This window comes from Anaerobacillus sp. MEB173 (assembly GCF_052119505.1).
Taxonomy (GTDB): Bacteria; Bacillota; Bacilli; order Bacillales; family JBJMAU01; genus JBJMAU01.
On sequence record NZ_JBJMAU010000005.1, the window covers coordinates 252,413 to 270,225 of the forward strand.

16 protein-coding genes are annotated in these 17,813 nt (G+C 37.3%); 1 reads left to right on the top strand and 15 read right to left on the bottom strand.

Annotated features, from left to right (window positions below; genetic code table 11):
* Window positions 1-284: 284 nt before the first annotated feature.
* The 9 genes from hflC to ACJ2A9_RS13080 all read right to left on the bottom strand — a co-directional run bounded on the left by hflC (window position 285) and on the right by ACJ2A9_RS13080 (window position 9,872).
* Complete coding sequence (gene hflC, locus ACJ2A9_RS13040) at window positions 285-1,217, bottom strand: protease modulator HflC (RefSeq protein WP_441422100.1); 933 nt, start codon at window positions 1,215-1,217, stop codon at window positions 285-287.
* A complete protein-coding gene (hflK, locus tag ACJ2A9_RS13045; RefSeq protein WP_441422101.1) occupies window positions 1,217-2,188 on the bottom strand; it encodes an FtsH protease activity modulator HflK in 972 nt (323 codons plus the stop codon). The genes hflC and hflK overlap by 1 nt, the downstream gene beginning before the upstream one ends.
* A 215-nt stretch (window positions 2,189-2,403) precedes the next feature.
* Window positions 2,404-4,182, bottom strand: a complete 1,779-nt coding sequence (pnpS, locus tag ACJ2A9_RS13050) for a two-component system histidine kinase PnpS (protein ID WP_441422102.1) — start codon at window positions 4,180-4,182, stop codon at window positions 2,404-2,406.
* Window positions 4,175-4,894 carry a response regulator transcription factor gene (locus ACJ2A9_RS13055; protein ID WP_441422103.1) on the bottom strand — a complete coding sequence of 240 codons (720 nt, stop codon included), beginning with the start codon at window positions 4,892-4,894 and terminating at the stop codon, window positions 4,175-4,177. The genes pnpS and ACJ2A9_RS13055 overlap by 8 nt, the downstream gene beginning before the upstream one ends.
* A gap of 212 nt (window positions 4,895-5,106) precedes the next feature.
* Window positions 5,107-5,589, bottom strand: a complete 483-nt coding sequence (locus tag ACJ2A9_RS13060) for a MaoC family dehydratase (protein WP_441422104.1) — start codon at window positions 5,587-5,589, stop codon at window positions 5,107-5,109.
* 115 nt (window positions 5,590-5,704) lie between these two features.
* On the bottom strand, window positions 5,705-6,643 hold the full coding sequence (mdh, locus tag ACJ2A9_RS13065; RefSeq protein WP_441422105.1) for a malate dehydrogenase: 939 nt from the start codon (window positions 6,641-6,643) through the stop codon (window positions 5,705-5,707).
* 47 nt (window positions 6,644-6,690) lie between these two features.
* A complete protein-coding gene (gene icd / locus ACJ2A9_RS13070; protein WP_441422106.1) occupies window positions 6,691-7,959 on the bottom strand; it encodes an NADP-dependent isocitrate dehydrogenase in 1,269 nt (422 codons plus the stop codon).
* Window positions 7,960-8,050: 91 nt separating this feature from the next.
* Complete coding sequence (citZ, locus tag ACJ2A9_RS13075) at window positions 8,051-9,166, bottom strand: citrate synthase (protein WP_441422107.1); 1,116 nt, start codon at window positions 9,164-9,166, stop codon at window positions 8,051-8,053.
* Between the two features lie 250 nt (window positions 9,167-9,416).
* Window positions 9,417-9,872 (bottom strand): DUF441 domain-containing protein, encoded by a 456-nt coding sequence (locus ACJ2A9_RS13080; protein ID WP_441422108.1) that lies wholly within the window; start codon window positions 9,870-9,872, stop codon window positions 9,417-9,419.
* Between the two features lie 274 nt (window positions 9,873-10,146).
* On the opposite strand from ACJ2A9_RS13080, the gene ytvI reads away from it, so the two are divergent.
* On the top strand, window positions 10,147-11,265 hold the full coding sequence (gene ytvI / locus ACJ2A9_RS13085; RefSeq protein WP_441422109.1) for a sporulation integral membrane protein YtvI: 1,119 nt from the start codon (window positions 10,147-10,149) through the stop codon (window positions 11,263-11,265).
* 133 nt (window positions 11,266-11,398) lie between these two features.
* Here the strand turns inward: ytvI and ACJ2A9_RS13090 are convergent, their stop codons facing one another.
* The 6 genes from ACJ2A9_RS13090 to ACJ2A9_RS13115 form a co-directional block, all read right to left on the bottom strand.
* Entirely contained in the window at window positions 11,399-11,794 is a 396-nt protein-coding gene (locus tag ACJ2A9_RS13090) for an FxsA family protein (RefSeq protein WP_441422110.1), read from the bottom strand.
* A gap of 149 nt (window positions 11,795-11,943) precedes the next feature.
* Window positions 11,944-13,698 (bottom strand): pyruvate kinase, encoded by a 1,755-nt coding sequence (gene pyk / locus ACJ2A9_RS13095; RefSeq protein WP_441422111.1) that lies wholly within the window; start codon window positions 13,696-13,698, stop codon window positions 11,944-11,946.
* Between the two features lie 79 nt (window positions 13,699-13,777).
* Window positions 13,778-14,737, bottom strand: coding sequence for a 6-phosphofructokinase (gene pfkA / locus ACJ2A9_RS13100; RefSeq protein ID WP_441422112.1), 960 nt, complete (start codon window positions 14,735-14,737; stop codon window positions 13,778-13,780).
* A 208-nt stretch (window positions 14,738-14,945) separates the two neighbouring features.
* Entirely contained in the window at window positions 14,946-15,923 is a 978-nt protein-coding gene (gene accA / locus ACJ2A9_RS13105) for an acetyl-CoA carboxylase carboxyl transferase subunit alpha (RefSeq protein WP_441422113.1), read from the bottom strand.
* Between the two features lie 140 nt (window positions 15,924-16,063).
* On the bottom strand, window positions 16,064-16,909 hold the full coding sequence (gene accD, locus ACJ2A9_RS13110; RefSeq protein ID WP_441422114.1) for an acetyl-CoA carboxylase, carboxyltransferase subunit beta: 846 nt from the start codon (window positions 16,907-16,909) through the stop codon (window positions 16,064-16,066).
* A 106-nt stretch (window positions 16,910-17,015) separates the two neighbouring features.
* Entirely contained in the window at window positions 17,016-17,681 is a 666-nt protein-coding gene (locus ACJ2A9_RS13115) for a FadR/GntR family transcriptional regulator (RefSeq protein WP_441422115.1), read from the bottom strand.
* Window positions 17,682-17,813: the final 132 nt, after the last annotated feature.

Below are 17,813 nucleotides of genomic sequence, written 5' to 3' on the forward strand. Positions count from 1 at the left end.
TTAACTACTCACTATTCTATCATGATTCGAACAATATCAAAAAATTATAGGCTGTGTTATCGTTTGATGTTGATTTTTGGCTCGTTTTATGAAGGTTAGAATGAACTTATAATAGAAAATACATTTTCTTTTACAAGTTCATTCTAACCTTCAAACCTTTCAGTACCTGAAAGGCGTGTGAATTTAATAATTCACACGAACGAGCCAAAAATCAACATCAAACGATAACAGAGCCAAATAAAAAACCCCGCACTATTAAAAGTACGAGGTATTAAAATAAGAAGTTATTCCGTTAATCCCATAAGCAGCCTTGCATATGGTGCATCAGCAGGAAGAACGATAACGGTTTGATCATCAATTGTCTTTTCATAGGATTGTAATGTACGGTACAAATTATAAAATTCACGGTCTTTACTGAATGATTCATTATAAATTCGTGCCGCTTCCTCTTCCCCTTCCCCGATGATGACATTTGCGTCAGCATTTGCTGTTGCTACAATTTCTTGGTATTCACGGTCAGAGTTTGCTCGTATTCTGTTTGCTTCTGCATCCCCTTGAGAAAGATAGTCCTGAGCAATTGAATTACGTTCAGAGATCATACGACGGTATACTGCTTCTTCGTTTTCCTCCGGCAGATCCGTACGCTTCATCCTTACATCAGTTAAGGAAATCCCGTAATTATCACGTTCTAATAACATATTAACCTGTTCAAGAACACGATCATTAAAACTACCTCGTTCAGATGCTTCATCATTAATAATTTCATCATAATTCAGCTGACCTAACTCTGCCCGAATGACTGAAAATATAAAGTTTGACATAATTGACTCAGCATTTGTAATGGTTCTTGCATTTGAGATCATAAGTTGCGGGTTATCCACTTTCCAAATTGCGTAATTATCAACTAGCATTCGCTTCTTGTCTCGTGTGTTAATTTCTGTTGGTGTTACATCATAGACCATTTGATATTTAGGAATCGATGTAACCGATTGAATAAATGGGATTTTATAACTAAGACCCGGTTGTGATTCAATTCGGACTACCTCACCAAATTGACGAACAACTTTATGTTCTCCTTGCTCAACAATAAAAAGGTTACTAATGATGATAGCAACGATACCAATTAACACAACACCAACGATCCCAACTTTTGTATACTTCGTCCATTCTTGATTTGGCTTACGCTCATTCATATCAATAATATTGTTATCACTCATTAGTTTGCACTCCCTTCTTGCGCAGGTTGTGGTGCTGGAGTTCTACCCTCAAGAGGTCGAATCGGTAAGTATTTCACTGTATCATTATTACCGCTATCCATAATATAGATTTCTGTATTAGGTAAGACACGTTCCAATGTTTCAAGTACTAGACGTTGCCTTGTTACATCTGGATTATTTTGATATTCACGATATAACGCTTCAAACTTTGACGCATCCCCGCGCGCACGTTCAATACGTTCCGTTTTTGTCCCTTCAGCTCGTGAAATGACAGCATCCTTTTCCCCTTCTGCTTCATTTACACGTTGATTACGATACTTGTTCGCTTCATTTATTTTCGTTAATCGTTCTTCCCTTGCATCTGTAACCGCAGTAAACGCTCGACGTACTTCATCGTTTGGCAACTCTACATTTTGAAGTTTAACATCCATTACGGTAATTCCAATTTGATACCGTTCGATTAATTCAATTAAATAATCCCTTACTTTTGCTTCAATTTCAGGTCGTTGATCAGTAAGAGCATCATCAATTCTTGAACTTCCGATGACACCACGAAGTGATGCTGAAGTCGCATTAAATAATACTCTTTCCGGATCATCTGTATTAAATAAATACTGTTCAGGATTCGTAATACGCCATTGAACGACAAGGTCGGCAAGTAAAATATTTTCGTCACCTGTAATCATTTTTGCTTCATCCGTATAGTTCGCTACTTCTCCATCTTGGGATTGTTCATAGCCTACACGTAAGCTGTACGTTTGTCTTGAAAGTATTTCAGCTCTTTGAATCGGCCAAGGCAACTTAAAGTGTAATCCAGGTTCAGTTACCTGCTCCTCAACTTTACCAAAGGTAATCAACGCTGCCTGCTCGGATTCATCAACAATGTACCAACCGGTCGCTAAAAATAAAGCTAAAATAGCAATCCCAATCAGTGAAATAAAACCTACGATGACCTGCTTAACACTAACCATTCCATCCCCCTCTTTCTTTTTTTCTTCTTATAGTTACGAAACAACTCAAAAAAGGTTTCATAAAGCCTGTACTACTTTTCGATATACACATTATATAATAGATAAGAAAATCATTCAGTAAATAACCACTAGTAAATCCTCATCAGATCATGACAAAAAAACGCAAAAAGGACGAAAATTGGATATTTTCGCCCATAACTTTTAACTATTAACTTTCAACTTTTAACTTTACACCGTTCCTTATTAAAAGAAATTGTAAACGTTGTCCCTTTGCCAATCTCACTCTCAACTTCAAGTTTGCCATGATGTGCCTCTACGAGATGTTTAACTATCGCCAGTCCTAAGCCAGTTCCTCCTGAATTCCTGCTTCTCGCACGATCTACGCGATAAAAACGTTCAAAAATACGCGGCAATTCAGCTGGTCCGATTCCAATCCCGGTATCAGAGATTTGGAATTTAATCATATCAGTCAATTCGACAATCTTTACACTGATTTTTCCTCCAGAAGGAGTGTACATTATACTGTTTGAAATCAAATTAATAAAAATTTGTTTTAAACGATATGGATCGCCTACGATAGATGCATTCCCTTCTACCTTCATCGTTAGCTCCAGACCCTTATCTTCGGCTTTTTTTTGTAATAAAAGAATAACTTCATCAGTAATTTTATCAAGTTTCGTAATTTGCCAATTCAATTCAAACTGATGTTGCTCAATCTTTGATAATTCGAGCAAATCAATAATTAATCCTTGCAGGCGCTCACTTTCCTTCAGGATAATTGTTAAAAATTCTTTGCGAAGTTTCTCATTTTCCATCGCGCCGTCAAGCAAAGTTTCAGCAAAGCCTCTAACTGAAGTAACAGGTGTTTTCAATTCGTGAGAAACATTGGCGACAAAATCTTTTCTCATTTGTTCTAGTTTTTTTAATTCAGTTATATCATGAAAAACAAGTAAGATTCCCTTTAATCTCTCTTTCTTATTGATGATCGGGGCACTATAAACATCAAAATGTCTCATTTCAAGTTTGATTGGGATCGTGATTTCTTTCCGGTAGTTTTCTTCTGTTAAAAAAACTTCCTGAACAATTTTAATAATTTCTTTGTGCTTGATCACATTATAATAAAGTTGATGTAACCAATGATCGGTATCCTCCATAAAGATTTCCTTACAGCTGCGATTAATTAATGTGATATCACCTTTCGCATTGATAAGAACAAGGCCACTTCCCATATTCTCAATAAGTGTTTCGAGTTCTTCTTTTTGTATTTGATGATTCTTTGAAATACGATCTAAATTGTGAGCAAGCTGATTAATGGAGCGACTCAATTGTCCAGTCTCATCATTTCTGCCGACCGAAGCTCTAACATCATAATTCCCTTTAGCAAGCTGCTTAGCAACATTCGTTGCTTCTTCAATTGGTTTTAACATTTGGTTCGTAATTCGAGCACTAAGAACAACAATAACAAAGAAAGCAATGGATAAGCAAACAATCAAAAAAAGCCAAATTTTCTGATAGATCTCGTTTAAAGTTAGTAATGGAATGCCAATTCGAACAAAGCTCTTTATCTCATTATTTTCAATGACTGGTACCGCATAATACAAAAGCTCTGCATGAATAGTGTCGCTATAGCGAGTAGCAATCCCAGTATCGCCATTGATAACAGCTTGAATTTCTGGACGATACAAATGATTCTCCATCCTGCTAGGGGCTTCATCTGAATCACCAAGTACAACACCCTGGGCATCAATAATTGTAATTCGAGCCCCTAGTTTTTCACTTATTTTATCTGTCAGCTCCTGTATTGTTCCGTTATCATCAATGGTTGTATTTATAATAGTTAATGAAGCAAGGTTTGCTTCTTTTTCCATTCTTTCAGTTAATTGCTCAATATAAAACTCCTTAAACAACTGACCTAACAATATCCCTAACCCGGATAATACCATTAAAATAACAGCTAATAGAGCTAAAATAATCCGAAAGCGGTATTTAATCATTCAGGATTGGCTCCTCAAATTTATATCCTAAACCGCGAATTGTTTTTATATAGATTGGTTTCTTCGTATTTGGCTCAATCTTTTCGCGCAGGTGACTAATATGAACGTCAACAATTCTCGTATCACCGACAAATTCATAATTCCAAACAGCATTTAATAGTTGATCCCTTGTCAGTACTTTCCCTTTATGAACGGCTAAATAATGAAGCAATTCAAATTCTTTAGGTGTAAGTTCAAGCTTCACCTTTTTGTAAAAAACTTCATAGTTATCCGGATAAATTTCAACCTCACCAAATTTCATCACCTTTACTTCTTCAACCTGTTTATCCTTTTCAATGTTTTGAACAGAGACTCGACGAAGAATCGCTCTAACCCTTGCAACGACTTCCCTGGGGCTAAACGGTTTTGTCATATAATCGTCAGCCCCTAATTCTAAGCCCAAAATTTTATCGAATTCATCATCTTTAGCTGTAAGCATTAATATTGGTGTCATGACCTTTTCTTGACGGAGCTGTTTACATACTTCTAAACCATCTATTTCTGGTAACATTAAGTCTAAGACAATCAAACAAAATTCATTATTTTTTGCTAAAGCTAACGCATCATTTCCAGTATACGCAGCAGTAACACCATATCCTGCCTTTTCTAAATTAAACTGTAACAGCGTAACAATCGATTCCTCATCATCCACCACTAAAATTTTTTGTGACATTTCTTTCCCCCTGAAAAATCGCTTTTCTACTTAGCTATTATGCCGCTTCATTCGACAACTAAATTTAATGTATTATAACTACCTTTATTATTCAACTAATCGACTACTAACATTAACGAATCTTAATAAAATATTAATAAAATCTTTACAAATTTGGAAAACGAAAGAAGAGTAAGAAAAAGGAAATCCCTTTCTTACTCTTCTTTCTTATATTAAAAATTCTCAAATGTACCTGATCGATAAGTGATTGGCTTTGGTTCAAATGGAGGACATACCGTTACCGTCCCTTTTAAAACTACGTCCTCTTCCTCATCCCAACCGACAACACTCACCTCGATTGTATGGGTTTTATCATTTATGGCCAATGTTTCGAGCTGTATTTTAATTGTTCCATAATGATACAGTGGTTTAAGAAAAGAAAGCTCTTGCTTTCGTACAGTACTCCCTGGTCCTGGCAAATACCTGGAGATTGCAGAAAACACTATCCCTGTTATCATTATTTGCGGAACAATCGGTTTTTGATACGGTGTTTGTGAAGCATAGTCATGTTGTAAAAAGATTGGATTAGGATCATTTGTTAAACCTAAATATAAAAGTAGATCCTTATCTTCAATCTTTTCTGTAACCTCCAGCTTCTCGCCCACTTTAATATCAGAAATTTTACGGCCCAGCCTTCTTTTTTTCCCGAAAAACATGTATGACCCCCGCTTTCGTTAGAAATGTAGCATCTAGTTAGCTTTAGAGAAGAAAGCGCTTACAGTTATTTCTATTAAGAAATCCGGTATTAACCGGATTTCTTTTGTACATATCTTATGATAAAACACTCATTACATTACGAACAGAATCAACAGATTTAGCAAGTGCTTCTTTTTCAGCATCTGTTAAATCTAATTCTATCACTTTTTCAATGCCGTCTCCACCAATGATAGTTGGAACTCCTAAATAAATATCTTCGTAACCATATTCACCTTCCAGGTATGCAATGGTTGGAATGACACGTTTCTTATCTTTAAGAATCGCTTCTACCATTTGTGTTAGTGAAGCAGCCGGTGCATAGTATGCACTGCCGTTACCTAATAGGTTAACGATTTCTCCTCCACCTTTACGAGTACGCTCAACAATTGCATCTAAACGATCTTGAGGGATAAGCTTCTCTAATGGGATACCGCCAGCATAAGAGTAGCGAACTAATGGCACCATATCATCTCCATGTCCACCAAGAACAAAGCCTGTTACATCTTCAACAGAAAGGTTAAGTTCTTGTGAAACAAAAGTACGGAAACGAGCAGTATCAAGTACACCCGATTGACCGATTACACGATTTTTTGGGAATCCAGATTCTTTGTAAACTGTGTAAGTCATTGCATCAGCAGGGTTTGTTAATACAACGATGCAGCAGTTTGGTGAGTACTTAACAACTTCTTTCGTAACAGATTTCATGATTCCTTCGTTTGTTTTTACTAAGTCATCACGGCTCATGCCTGGCTTACGGGCAATACCAGCAGTGATCACAACCACATCAGAATCAGCAGTATCTTCATAGCTTGAAGTACCAATAATGTTTGCGTCAAATCCCTGTACCGGGCTAGCTTCGAGCATGTCTAGCGCTTTACCTTTTGTAGGATTTTCCATTTGCGGGATATCAACAAGTACAACATCACCTAATTCTTTTTGTGCAACCATCAATGCTGTAGTAGCCCCAGTGAAGCCACCACCAATTACTGAAATCTTTCTACGCTTAATTGCCATGTTATTCTGCTCCCCCAATCGTATTAATTTAATTAAAAATTTATCTATTAAAGATTTTTAATTAGTTCGTCAGCAAACTCTGAACATTTAACTTCAGTAGCACCTTCCATTAGACGCGCAAAGTCATAAGTTACAACTTTACTTCCGATTGTTTTATCCATAGAAGCCATGATCATATCGGCAGCTTCAAACCAGCCAAGGTGACGAAGCATTAATTCTCCAGATAATAACACAGAAGATGGGTTTACTTTATCAAGGCCAGCATACTTAGGAGCTGTACCGTGAGTTGCTTCAAAGATAGCATGTCCAGTGTCATAGTTGATGTTTGCTCCTGGAGCAATACCGATACCACCAACTTGAGCAGCTAATGCATCAGAGATGTAGTCACCGTTAAGGTTCATTGTTGCTACTACATCAAATTCTTTTGGACGAGTTAGGATTTGTTGTAAGAAAATATCAGCAATTGAATCTTTAACGATAATCTTTCCTGCAGCTTCAGCGTCAGCTTGAGCTTTGTTTGCCGCATCCTTACCTTCACGCTCAACGATTTCATCATATTGAGCCCATGTAAATACTTTATCTCCAAATTCTTTTTCAGCTAGCTCGTAACCCCAGTTTTTGAAAGCTCCTTCAGTAAACTTCATGATGTTACCTTTATGAACTAGTGTTACACTGCTGCGGCCATTATCAATTGCATAGTTAATAGCAGCACGAACTAAACGCTCAGTACCTTCTTGAGAAACAGGCTTAATACCAATACCTGATGTTTCAGGGAAACGGATATTCTTTACTCCCATTTCATCTTGTAAGAAGTTAATTAATTTCTTAACTTCGTCACTGCCTTCTTTGTATTCGATACCTGCATAGATATCTTCAGTATTTTCACGGAAGATAACCATATCAGTATCTTCAGGGCGCTTTACTGGAGATGGTACACCAGTGAAGTAACGTACAGGACGTAAGCAAGTATATAGATCAAGTTGTTGACGAAGTGCTACGTTTAATGAACGGATACCTCCACCAATTGGTGTAGTTAATGGACCTTTGATTGCGATTAAATATTCACGAATAACTTCTAAAGATTCTTCTGGTAACCATTCACCAGTTTGGTTAAATGCTTTTTCACCAACAAGAATTTCTTTCCACTCAATCTTCTTCTCGCCATTGTATGCTTTTTCTACTGCAGCGTCTAATACACGTGATGCAGCAGCCCAAATATCAGGACCGATTCCGTCTCCTTCTATGTATGGAATAACTGGATTGTTTGGGACGTTTAATACCCCATTATTTACTGAAATGCGTTCTCCGTTTGCCATTGTTTTAACCTCCTACTAAACTAAAAGATATAGACTATTATGCAATATATTTATTTATATAGATAGGGAGGAAAACCCCCCTATTATAAAATTAACGTTGTTCCATCGGAATGTATACTTGTTTGTCAGGTCCTACATACTCAGCACGTGGACGAATTAAACGGTTATCACTATATTGTTCGAGGATATGTGCAAGCCATCCTGAGGTACGGCTCACCGCAAAGATAGGGGTAAATAAATCATGTTTAATTCCTAAGCTGTGATATACAGAAGCTGAATAGAAGTCTACGTTTGGTAATAAACCTTTTTCTCCAGTGACCATGTCATCAATTTTCACTGACATTTCATACCACTTTGGTTCGCCAGTAATTGTTGTTAATCTCTTAGACATTTCACGCAAGTGTTTTGCGCGTGGGTCACCATCTTTATATACACGATGCCCAAAGCCCATGATTTTCACTTTATTATCTAAAGCGTTACGAATATAACCTTCTACATTCTCTACTTCACCAATTTCCGTTAACATCTTCATAACAGCTTCATTTGCACCGCCATGTAAAGGTCCTTTTAATGCGCCAATCGCTGCTGTAATTCCAGAATATACATCTGAAAGTGTCGCAACACAGACACGCGCAGTAAAAGTAGATGCATTCAATTCATGGTCTGCATGAAGTACTAATGCTTTATCAATAGCATCTACAGCGATCTGATCTGGCACTTCACCATTTAACATGTAAAGGAAGTTTGCAGCAAAGCTTAGATCACTACGTGGAGAAACAGGTTCTTTCCCCTCTCTAATGCGAGAAAACGCTGTCACTATTGTAGGGATTTGCGCTTGTAAACGAATTGCTTTACGGCGATTTGCTTCCTCATCCATTACATCAGCTTCTTCATCAAATAGCGCTAAACTAGATACTGCTGAACGCAAAGCAGCCATTGGATGAACTTTGTCAATTGGATACTGTTTCATTTGATCAATGATTGCTTGTGGAATTTGTGAATTATTAGCAAGCTCCTGCGTCAATTGACTAAGCTCGTCTTGTTTCGGTAATCTTCCATTCCATAAAAGGAAAATTACTTCTTCAAAACTAGCATTGTCAGCTAAATCATCAATATTGTATCCTTGATAAGTTAAAACTCCATCAATTATTGAACTAACACTAGATGTTGTTGCTACAATACCTTCTAGACCACGTGTTGTACTCATTACTACCTCTCCTTTTCCATGTTTTCTTACGTTTCTTTGGTTGTTTCCTAATCAGATGTGCGTAAATGCTTACATTTCGAATTATGTGAATATTACTATGTAGGAAGGATTCCGGCTCATGTGTCTAATTATAAACACTTTTTAAACTTTTGTGAACAATATTCGAACATTATTTGTCATATTAAGAAAAAGTCTAATAGTTCGGATTTTTCTGAAATATCACAAATACGTACAAATATCTACATTTTCTTTAAAAAAATTGTACGATTTTCATTGCGATATATGCGATTCCTGCACCGATTAATGGCCCGACTGCAACCCCATTAAAAAGGGCAATTGCCAATATCGTACCGAATACTAGGGCTACTGTAATATGCGGATCATTTTGTAGTAATTGAATACCATTAGCCGCAATGATCGCAACAAAAATCCCCGATCCTAATGCAATCCATGCATAGGATGATTTCATCGCTTCAAGCAGGTCTTTAAAACCTATTTCCCCAGTGACGATTGGAACAAGGACAGCAATTGTTATGACTGTCACTCCAATGTGAATCCCTTTTTGCTGAAGGTATGGAAATCCTTTATCACCCAATCCCAATAATTTAATTGCCAACAGTACAACAACGGCAATTGTGAGTGATTGGTTTTTTGCAATAATACCAACAGCTAATAAAATAAGCATAAATATTAAAGGTTGTGTCATTCGCTAAGACGTCCATCCTTCCTATCTAGCGTAACCAAAAATTATCTTATCACATTATTTAGAATTTATCCATGTTTCAATTTATTGATAGTTGTCTTACTTAGCTCTCCATTTATTAATACTACTAATAAACGAACGAGTTTTTGGAAATAGGATTATTTTTTCTTACTCTAAGACATATAGATAGAACAGTATCGTTGGTCAAGCCTTTTAGTGCTCTTGATTATCAATTTCTTTTACTCTGTGAATAGAGTGTAAGAAAGGTGTTGCTCTTATGAATTCTGAATTATTACGTATCAGTTTACGGTTGATCTTTGTTCTACTGACTATCATTATTCTTACCTTTGTTGCCTATTTTATGTTCAAGATTAGCTATCCTTTTTTTATTGGTCTACTTATTGCTATATTAATAAACCCTTTTGTCAATTTTCTTGAACAGAATACGAAATGCCCGAGATTTCTGTCCGTTCTTCTCGTCCTCACCCTTATCATTGGGATTGTTACCGGTTTATTAACATTATTATTAGCTGAAATTATATCAGGGTCCAATTATTTAGCACAATCTGTTCCCTCACATTTCAATATCCTTATAAAACATATTGAAGCTTTTTTCACGACGAACATTGTCCCGCTCTATAACCAGTTGACAATCATGCTCCACTCATTGGACAAGGAACATCAAATGACAATCATTAACTATATTCAATCAACAAGTACCACGCTATCTGATAATGTTAATAGTGCGATTCGCAGCTTACTTAATGGGATGACTGATGGGATGATGAAGCTTCCAAATGCAGCAACAGTTTTTGTATTTTCACTTTTAGCAACCTTTTTTATAAGTAAAGACTGGCCCAGGTTACTGACAACTTTTCATAAATATGCCCCCCAAAAAATAATAGCTAGTGGTAGAAATATTTTCCATGATTTAAAAGGTGCTTTTTTCGGCTACTTACTTGCTCAATGTACACTTATTTCAATCACAACATTTATTGTTCTTGCCGGTCTTATAATATTAAAAGTAGAACACCCAATTACTATTGCCATAATTATTGGAATTATTGACCTTCTGCCCTATCTTGGTACAGGACTGATTTTTATCCCTTGGATTGTTTATACTTTTTTTTCTGGTGATCAATCACTTACCATTGGCCTCGGAATTTTATATGGGATTATTGTTATCCAACGTCAAATCATGGAACCCAAAATATTATCGCAAAATATTGGTATTGATCCTTTAGCAACGTTAATTGCACTATTTGTTGGTTATAAATTATTTGGTTTTATCGGTCTCATTATCGGTCCCGTTCTACTTGTTTTCATCCGTACCCTATATCGAACTAACATTTTTCACGACATGTGGAACTTCATCATCGGTAAAAAAACAGCATAATAAGCTATTATGTTTGAATATGTCCATAAAGTATTCTATAAATAAAAAGAATCAAGCTCACGAATATAGTGATCTTGATTCTTTAATTTTTCAATTCTAAATTCTACATTTTAAATTTTAAATTGCTTTTAGCCTATCTCCGAGAAATAAAAACAAATTGCCCATTTTGAATCATTCTCTCAATCATTTTCTGCAGCCATTTTTTTATGATCGATCTTGTGTATGGAACAAGAAGGATAAAACCTATTGCATCCGTGATAAAACCAGGGGTTAGCAAAACAACTCCACCGACTAAAATACAAATCCCGTCTAATATAACACCACTAGGAATTTGTCCGTTTTGGGCCTGGACTTGTGCTAACCTAACAGCATGAAGTCCTTCTTTCTTCGCTAACCAAGCACCTAACACACCTGTTAAAATAATAAGGAGTACAGTTGGCCACACTCCGATTAAATTCCCCGAAAGGATTAATACTCCTACTTCAAGAGCCGGCACGATAATCAAAAGTAATAAAAATATACGACCCATTCATATTCACCCTTTTTGAGGTACTCAAATAATTATTTTTGTTTCTACTTAAATATTAGATGAAATGAAAAAATAGTACAAGTAAATGACTTTTTGTAAAAAAAAGAGAGAAGGAACAGCTCAGTCCCCTCTCTTTATCCTCATATCATCTAGAGTACGCTCGCATGCCCTTTATAAATATGTCCACGGGAAGCATCTACAGTTATTTCATCGTTCTCTTTCAGTAACGTAGTAGCATTCTCTACCCCAACGATAACCGGAATTCCAAGATTTAATCCTACAACGGCAGCATGGGACGTTAAGCCACCTTCCTCTGTAATGACCGCAGAAGCTCTTTCAAATGCAGAGATCACATCACGGTCTGTGCTATAAGAAACAAGAACAGCTCCATCTTTCATTTTTTCCAATGCCTCTTTAGCATTTCTTGCAATAATGACTTTACCCGATGCTGTCTTTCTCCCTATCCCTTGTCCTTTTGCGATTACTTCGCCAATAACATGGACCTTCATAATATTTGTTGTACCCGTTTCGCCAACAGGAACACCTGCAGTAATAACGACAAGGTCCCCATGCTTAACAATGCCAGAATTCAAAGATTCATTGACAGCAATATCTAACATTTCATCGGTTGTACTTGCCTGAGATCCCAATTGTGAGTTTACTCCCCACACTAATTCCAGCCTGCGACAAACCGCTTCAGAGCTTGTAACGGCAATAATCGGTGCTTTTGGACGATATTTTGAAACCATCCTCGCAGTATGACCACTTTCTGTTGCACTTATTATTGCTGCTGCATTTAAATTCAGTGCTGTATGAGATACCGACTGACTAATTGCATCTGTAATTGTTGTCTGACTGGCTTTACTTCGACTATCTAAAATATCCCGATACATCAATGCAGACTCAGCTTTTGAAGCAATATTATGCATTGTTCTTACAGCCTCAACCGGATAATCACCTGCTGCTGTTTCACCTGAAAGCATAATTGCATCCGTCCCATCAAAAATAGCGTTCGCCACATCACTCGCTTCAGCACGCGTTGGTCTTGGGTTGCGTTGCATTGAGTCTAACATTTGTGTTGCGGTAATGACCGGCTTGCCGGCAACATTGCATTTTTTGATTAAGTTCTTCTGTACTAAAGGTACTTCCTCAGCTGGTATTTCAACTCCTAAATCCCCACGGGCAACCATAAGTCCGTCAGATACTTCCAAAATTTCATCAATATTATCGACGCCTTCTTGGTTTTCTATTTTAGGTATAATTTGTAAATCAGGCACATTATTACTTTCCAAAAGCTCTCTAATTTCTAAAACATCTGATGCTCTCCGTACGAACGATGCAGCAATGAAATCGACTCCCTGTTCAATTCCAAATTTTATATCATTAGCATCCTTTTCTGTAATCCCCGGAAGATTAATGCTCACATTCGGAACATTGACCCCTTTTTTATTTTTAAGAAGCCCATTATTCAGTATTTTTGTTGTTAATTCTTTTTCACCTTTTCGAATAACTTCAAGCTCAATTAATCCATCATCTAAAAGTAGTTTTGAACCGATCTCTACATCATTTACGAGTCCAGGGTAGGTTACAGAGATTTTCTTACTATTTCCAACCACCTCTTCCATTGAAATTATAAGCTCCTCACCTTGCTTTAGCTCAGCAACCCCTCCCTCAAGCGTCTGTGTTCGAATCTCAGGTCCTTTTGTATCAAGTAAGATAGCGACCCTTTTCCCTGAAATTCTTGCGGCTTCACGAATGTTTATAATTCTTTGTCCATGCTCTTCATAATCACCATGGGAAAAATTAAGTCTCGCTACATTCATCCCGGATTCAATTAGTTTAGTTAATGTTTCAACACTTTCACTTGCCGGCCCTATGGTACATACTATTTTTGTTTTTCTCATCGTTTCCTCCTAAAAATAAGCAAATATAATTTCATTTTCTATAGTTTTAATGTTGTCGCAGCTGTATCTTATGAATTGCTTAAATCGATAATTCCTGTGAAAGCTGATACATTTCGAGATCAATTTCGTGTTCTTTTGCAAGTGCTTCTGCAATAGGATGAGCTACAATGACATTACTCTCCATTCCAACCATTTGACCAGCGACACCATTCAATAATAAGTCAACTGCTTTTGCTCCTAAGCGACTGGCAAGTACGCGGTCAAACCCAGTTGGAGACCCTCCTCGCTGTATATGGCCAAGAACTGTTACTCTCGTTTCAAGCTGGGTAGTATCTTGAATTTTTTTTGCGAAATCGATACCACTTCCTACACCTTCAGCAACGATGATAATACTGTGCTTTTTCCCTCGCTCATGCCCGCGTCGTAACCTTTTCACAACATCATTCATATCGTACTCTACTTCCGGTATTATAATCGTTTCCGCACCGTCTGCAAGTCCTGACCAAAGTGCTAAATCACCTGCATTTCTGCCCATTACCTCGATAACATATGTACGTTCATGTGATGTCGCTGTATCCCGGATTTGATCAATGGCTTTAATGACAGTGTTCAATGCTGTATCAAACCCAATGGTAAAATCAGTGCCAGGAATGTCATTATCAATTGTACCGGGGACACCTATTGTCGGGAAGCCATGTTCAGTTAATTTCTCTGCTCCCCTAAAAGAGCCGTCTCCTCCGATGACGACAAGACCTTCAATTCCAAACTTGTTAAGCTGTTCAATTGCTTTTGCTTGTCCTGCTTCTGTTCTGAACTCTTCACAACGTGCCGTATATAAAATCGTACCTCCACGATGTATAATATCCCCAACAGAGCCGATCTCTAATTTCTCTATTTGCCCTGTAATTAAGCCTGAATAACCATAATAAATTCCATATACCTCTATATCATGATAAATGGCTTTTCTTACTACTGCCCGTATCGCTGCGTTCATTCCTGGAGAGTCTCCACCACTTGTTAGTACACCTATTCTCTTCATTGCATACCACTCCTTATTATCAATATACCATAAAGAAATCTGAATTTCGGAATTATTTAACAAAAGTAAATTTAAACGAAAATATTTTTATATATTTATAAATATAAATGAAATTTTTTTTGTTTCAAGTTAAAATTTTCATCTTTTAGTCAAAAAAGAAGTGCAAATAGAAATAAAAATGCTTTCTCATAGTAGAGAAAGCACTTTCTTATTTTGTACGGATGTTATCATTTACAAACGTAAACTGACCAATATTTTTATATTTTTGATATCGCTGTTCTACAAGCTCTTCCTTTGATAATTTCATGAGTTCATCAAACGATTGGCGTAAAACTCGATCAATCTCTTTCGCTTGTATTGCTGTATCCCGATGAGCTCCACCTTTAACTTCAGGAATAATTTCATCGATGACATCTAAATCTTTCAAATCAGGAGCCGTTATTTTCATTGTCTCGGCAGCTCGTTGTGCTTGGCTAGCATCCTTCCAAAGTAAGGCCGCAGCCCCCTCTGGTGAAATCACTGAGTATGTAGAGTTCTCAAGCATGTGAATGTGATTTCCTACTCCTAATGCTAACGCTCCACCACTACCGCCTTCTCCGATAACAATACAAATAATTGGAACTGTTAATCCAGCCATCTCAAGTAAGTTTCTGGCAATGGCTTCACTTTGCCCACGCTCTTCAGCCGCCATACCGGGATAAGCACCCTTTGTATCAATAAAACAAATAATTGGTCGATTAAACTTATTTGCTTGTTTCATGAGGCGCAGTGCTTTACGATATCCTTCTGGGTGTGGCATACCAAAATTACGTCGGAGATTTTCCTTCGTGTCTTTCCCACGCTGATGACCGATGACTGTAACCGGCTGCCCATGAAACTTGGCAATCCCAGCAACAATCGCTTCATCATCACCATAAAGGCGATCTCCATGCATTTCGAGAAAATCTGTAAATATATGTGAGATATAATCCAAAGTTGTCGGGCGTTCACTATGACGCGCAATTTGTACACGTTCCCACGGTTTGAGATTTCCATAAATGTCACTTTCTAATTGCTCTAAACGATCTTCTAATTTCGCGATTTCTCCAGAAAGATCAATGTCTTTATCTTTTGTGAACTGCTTCAACTCCGCAATCTTTTGTTTTAATTCAATCACCGGACGTTCAAAATTAAGTCCCCCAGACATCCTTTCACCCCCTTAATGAGTTTAGAGTTTAGAGTTTAGAGTTACTTTAATGATTTTTCATCGAAGAATGTAGACTTTCAAAGAAGAACTTCTTGAAATTACTCACGAACAACTCTACACTCTTCACTCTAAACTCTAAACTATCTTTGATGTATTTCCAATATTGTTGCGATGGTGTCGCGCATTTCGTGGCGAGGGACGACGCGATCGAGTTGACCATGCTTGAGTAGAAACTCTGCTGTTTGGAAGTCCTCCGGAAGCTCTTGTCTAATTGTCTGTTCAATGATTCGTCTTCCTGCAAAGCCGATAAGTGCTCCAGGTTCTGCAAGGTTGTAATCACCTAATGAGGCAAAGCTCGCAGACACACCGCCTGTTGTTGGATGAGTCATTACTGAAATAAAGAGTCCCCCATGATCATGGAGCTTTTGTAATGCTGCACTCGTTTTCGCCATTTGCATTAAGCTCAAAACACCTTCTTGCATTCTCGCTCCACCAGATGCCGAAAATAAAATAAATGGGGCATCCTTCTCAATTGCTCTCTCAATGGCTCTCGTAATTTTCTCACCCACTACTGAACCCATGCTTCCCATACGAAATCTGGCATCCATTACACCAATGACTGTTGGTATGTCTTTGATTTTACCTTCCCCAGTCACAATCGCTTCATTTAAACCTGTCTTCTCCCGATCAATCGCCGACTTCTCCTCATATGTTGGAAACGATAACGGATCTTCACTAATCATATTCTCATCATACTCAAAAAAAGTCTGCTCATCCAGTAAACTTTCAATTCGTTCATAAGACGTTAAACGATGATGATAACCGCATGAATCACACACCATTAAGTTCTTCTTTAATTCTTTCGTATACATGATTGCCCTGCATTTAGGACATTTCGTCATTAACCCTTCAGGAACTTCTTGTTTTGCTTTTTCAGAAGGAATGGTTGCATACTTCTTCTTTTTCGAAAACAAGTCTCTTAACACGTTGACACCTCACTATTTAGGACCTGATCCTAAATTCGAAATTTTCCCCTATCATATCATATTTTTCTAAGTAACTGCAATAAAGGTACGATCGAACGTAGCTGTACTAGAATCGACTATTCTCCAAATGTTCCAGTAATGAAGCGACAGCTAACTCTTTATCCCTTGCAACAACTGCCTGATAGATTTGTTCATGTTCAGCAATCCACATATCAACCATACCATCACGTGCAAGCGATTCTTCCAAAGAAACTTTGTTGTACTCTACTAATGGCATCCAAAGATATAATAATAAACGATTATCACAAGCTTCTACAATGGTTTTGTGAAATAAATAATCTGCATCAACAGGAAGATCACCTTGTGACCATTCTTTTTTTGACTGATCTATTAATAGTTTTAATTGTTTAAGCTGTTCATCAGTAATCCTGTCACAAGCTAATCTTAAAGCTTCAACTTCAACAATTCTTCTTGTTTCAGCTAAATCCTTTCGGGCCTTTTCGTGCTTTAAAAAAAAGGAAGCCAGAGTCTCGACTAAGCGATATCCCCCCGCCTTTTTTATAAATGTTCCTTCCCCGCGCCTTGTTTCTATCAGATCTAACAATTCTAACGCACGCAAAGCTTCTCTAACAGACGATCTTCCAACCTGTAAGCGTTCGGAAAGTTCCCTTTCTGAAGGAAGTTTATCACCGCTTTTTAGCTGATCTTCATGAATAATTTTATTAATTGCCTTAATAATCTCAACATAGACCTTATCTTGTTGTGATGACATCATTTCGTCACCTACTCTCATCTATATTTTACCGATTTCTATTACATGCATGTTGAAATAAAAGTTCTTTTATTCGATAAAATACCTCTAAAAGCAAAAGAGAAGGAAAGGCTTCCCCCCTTCCCTTTTCTT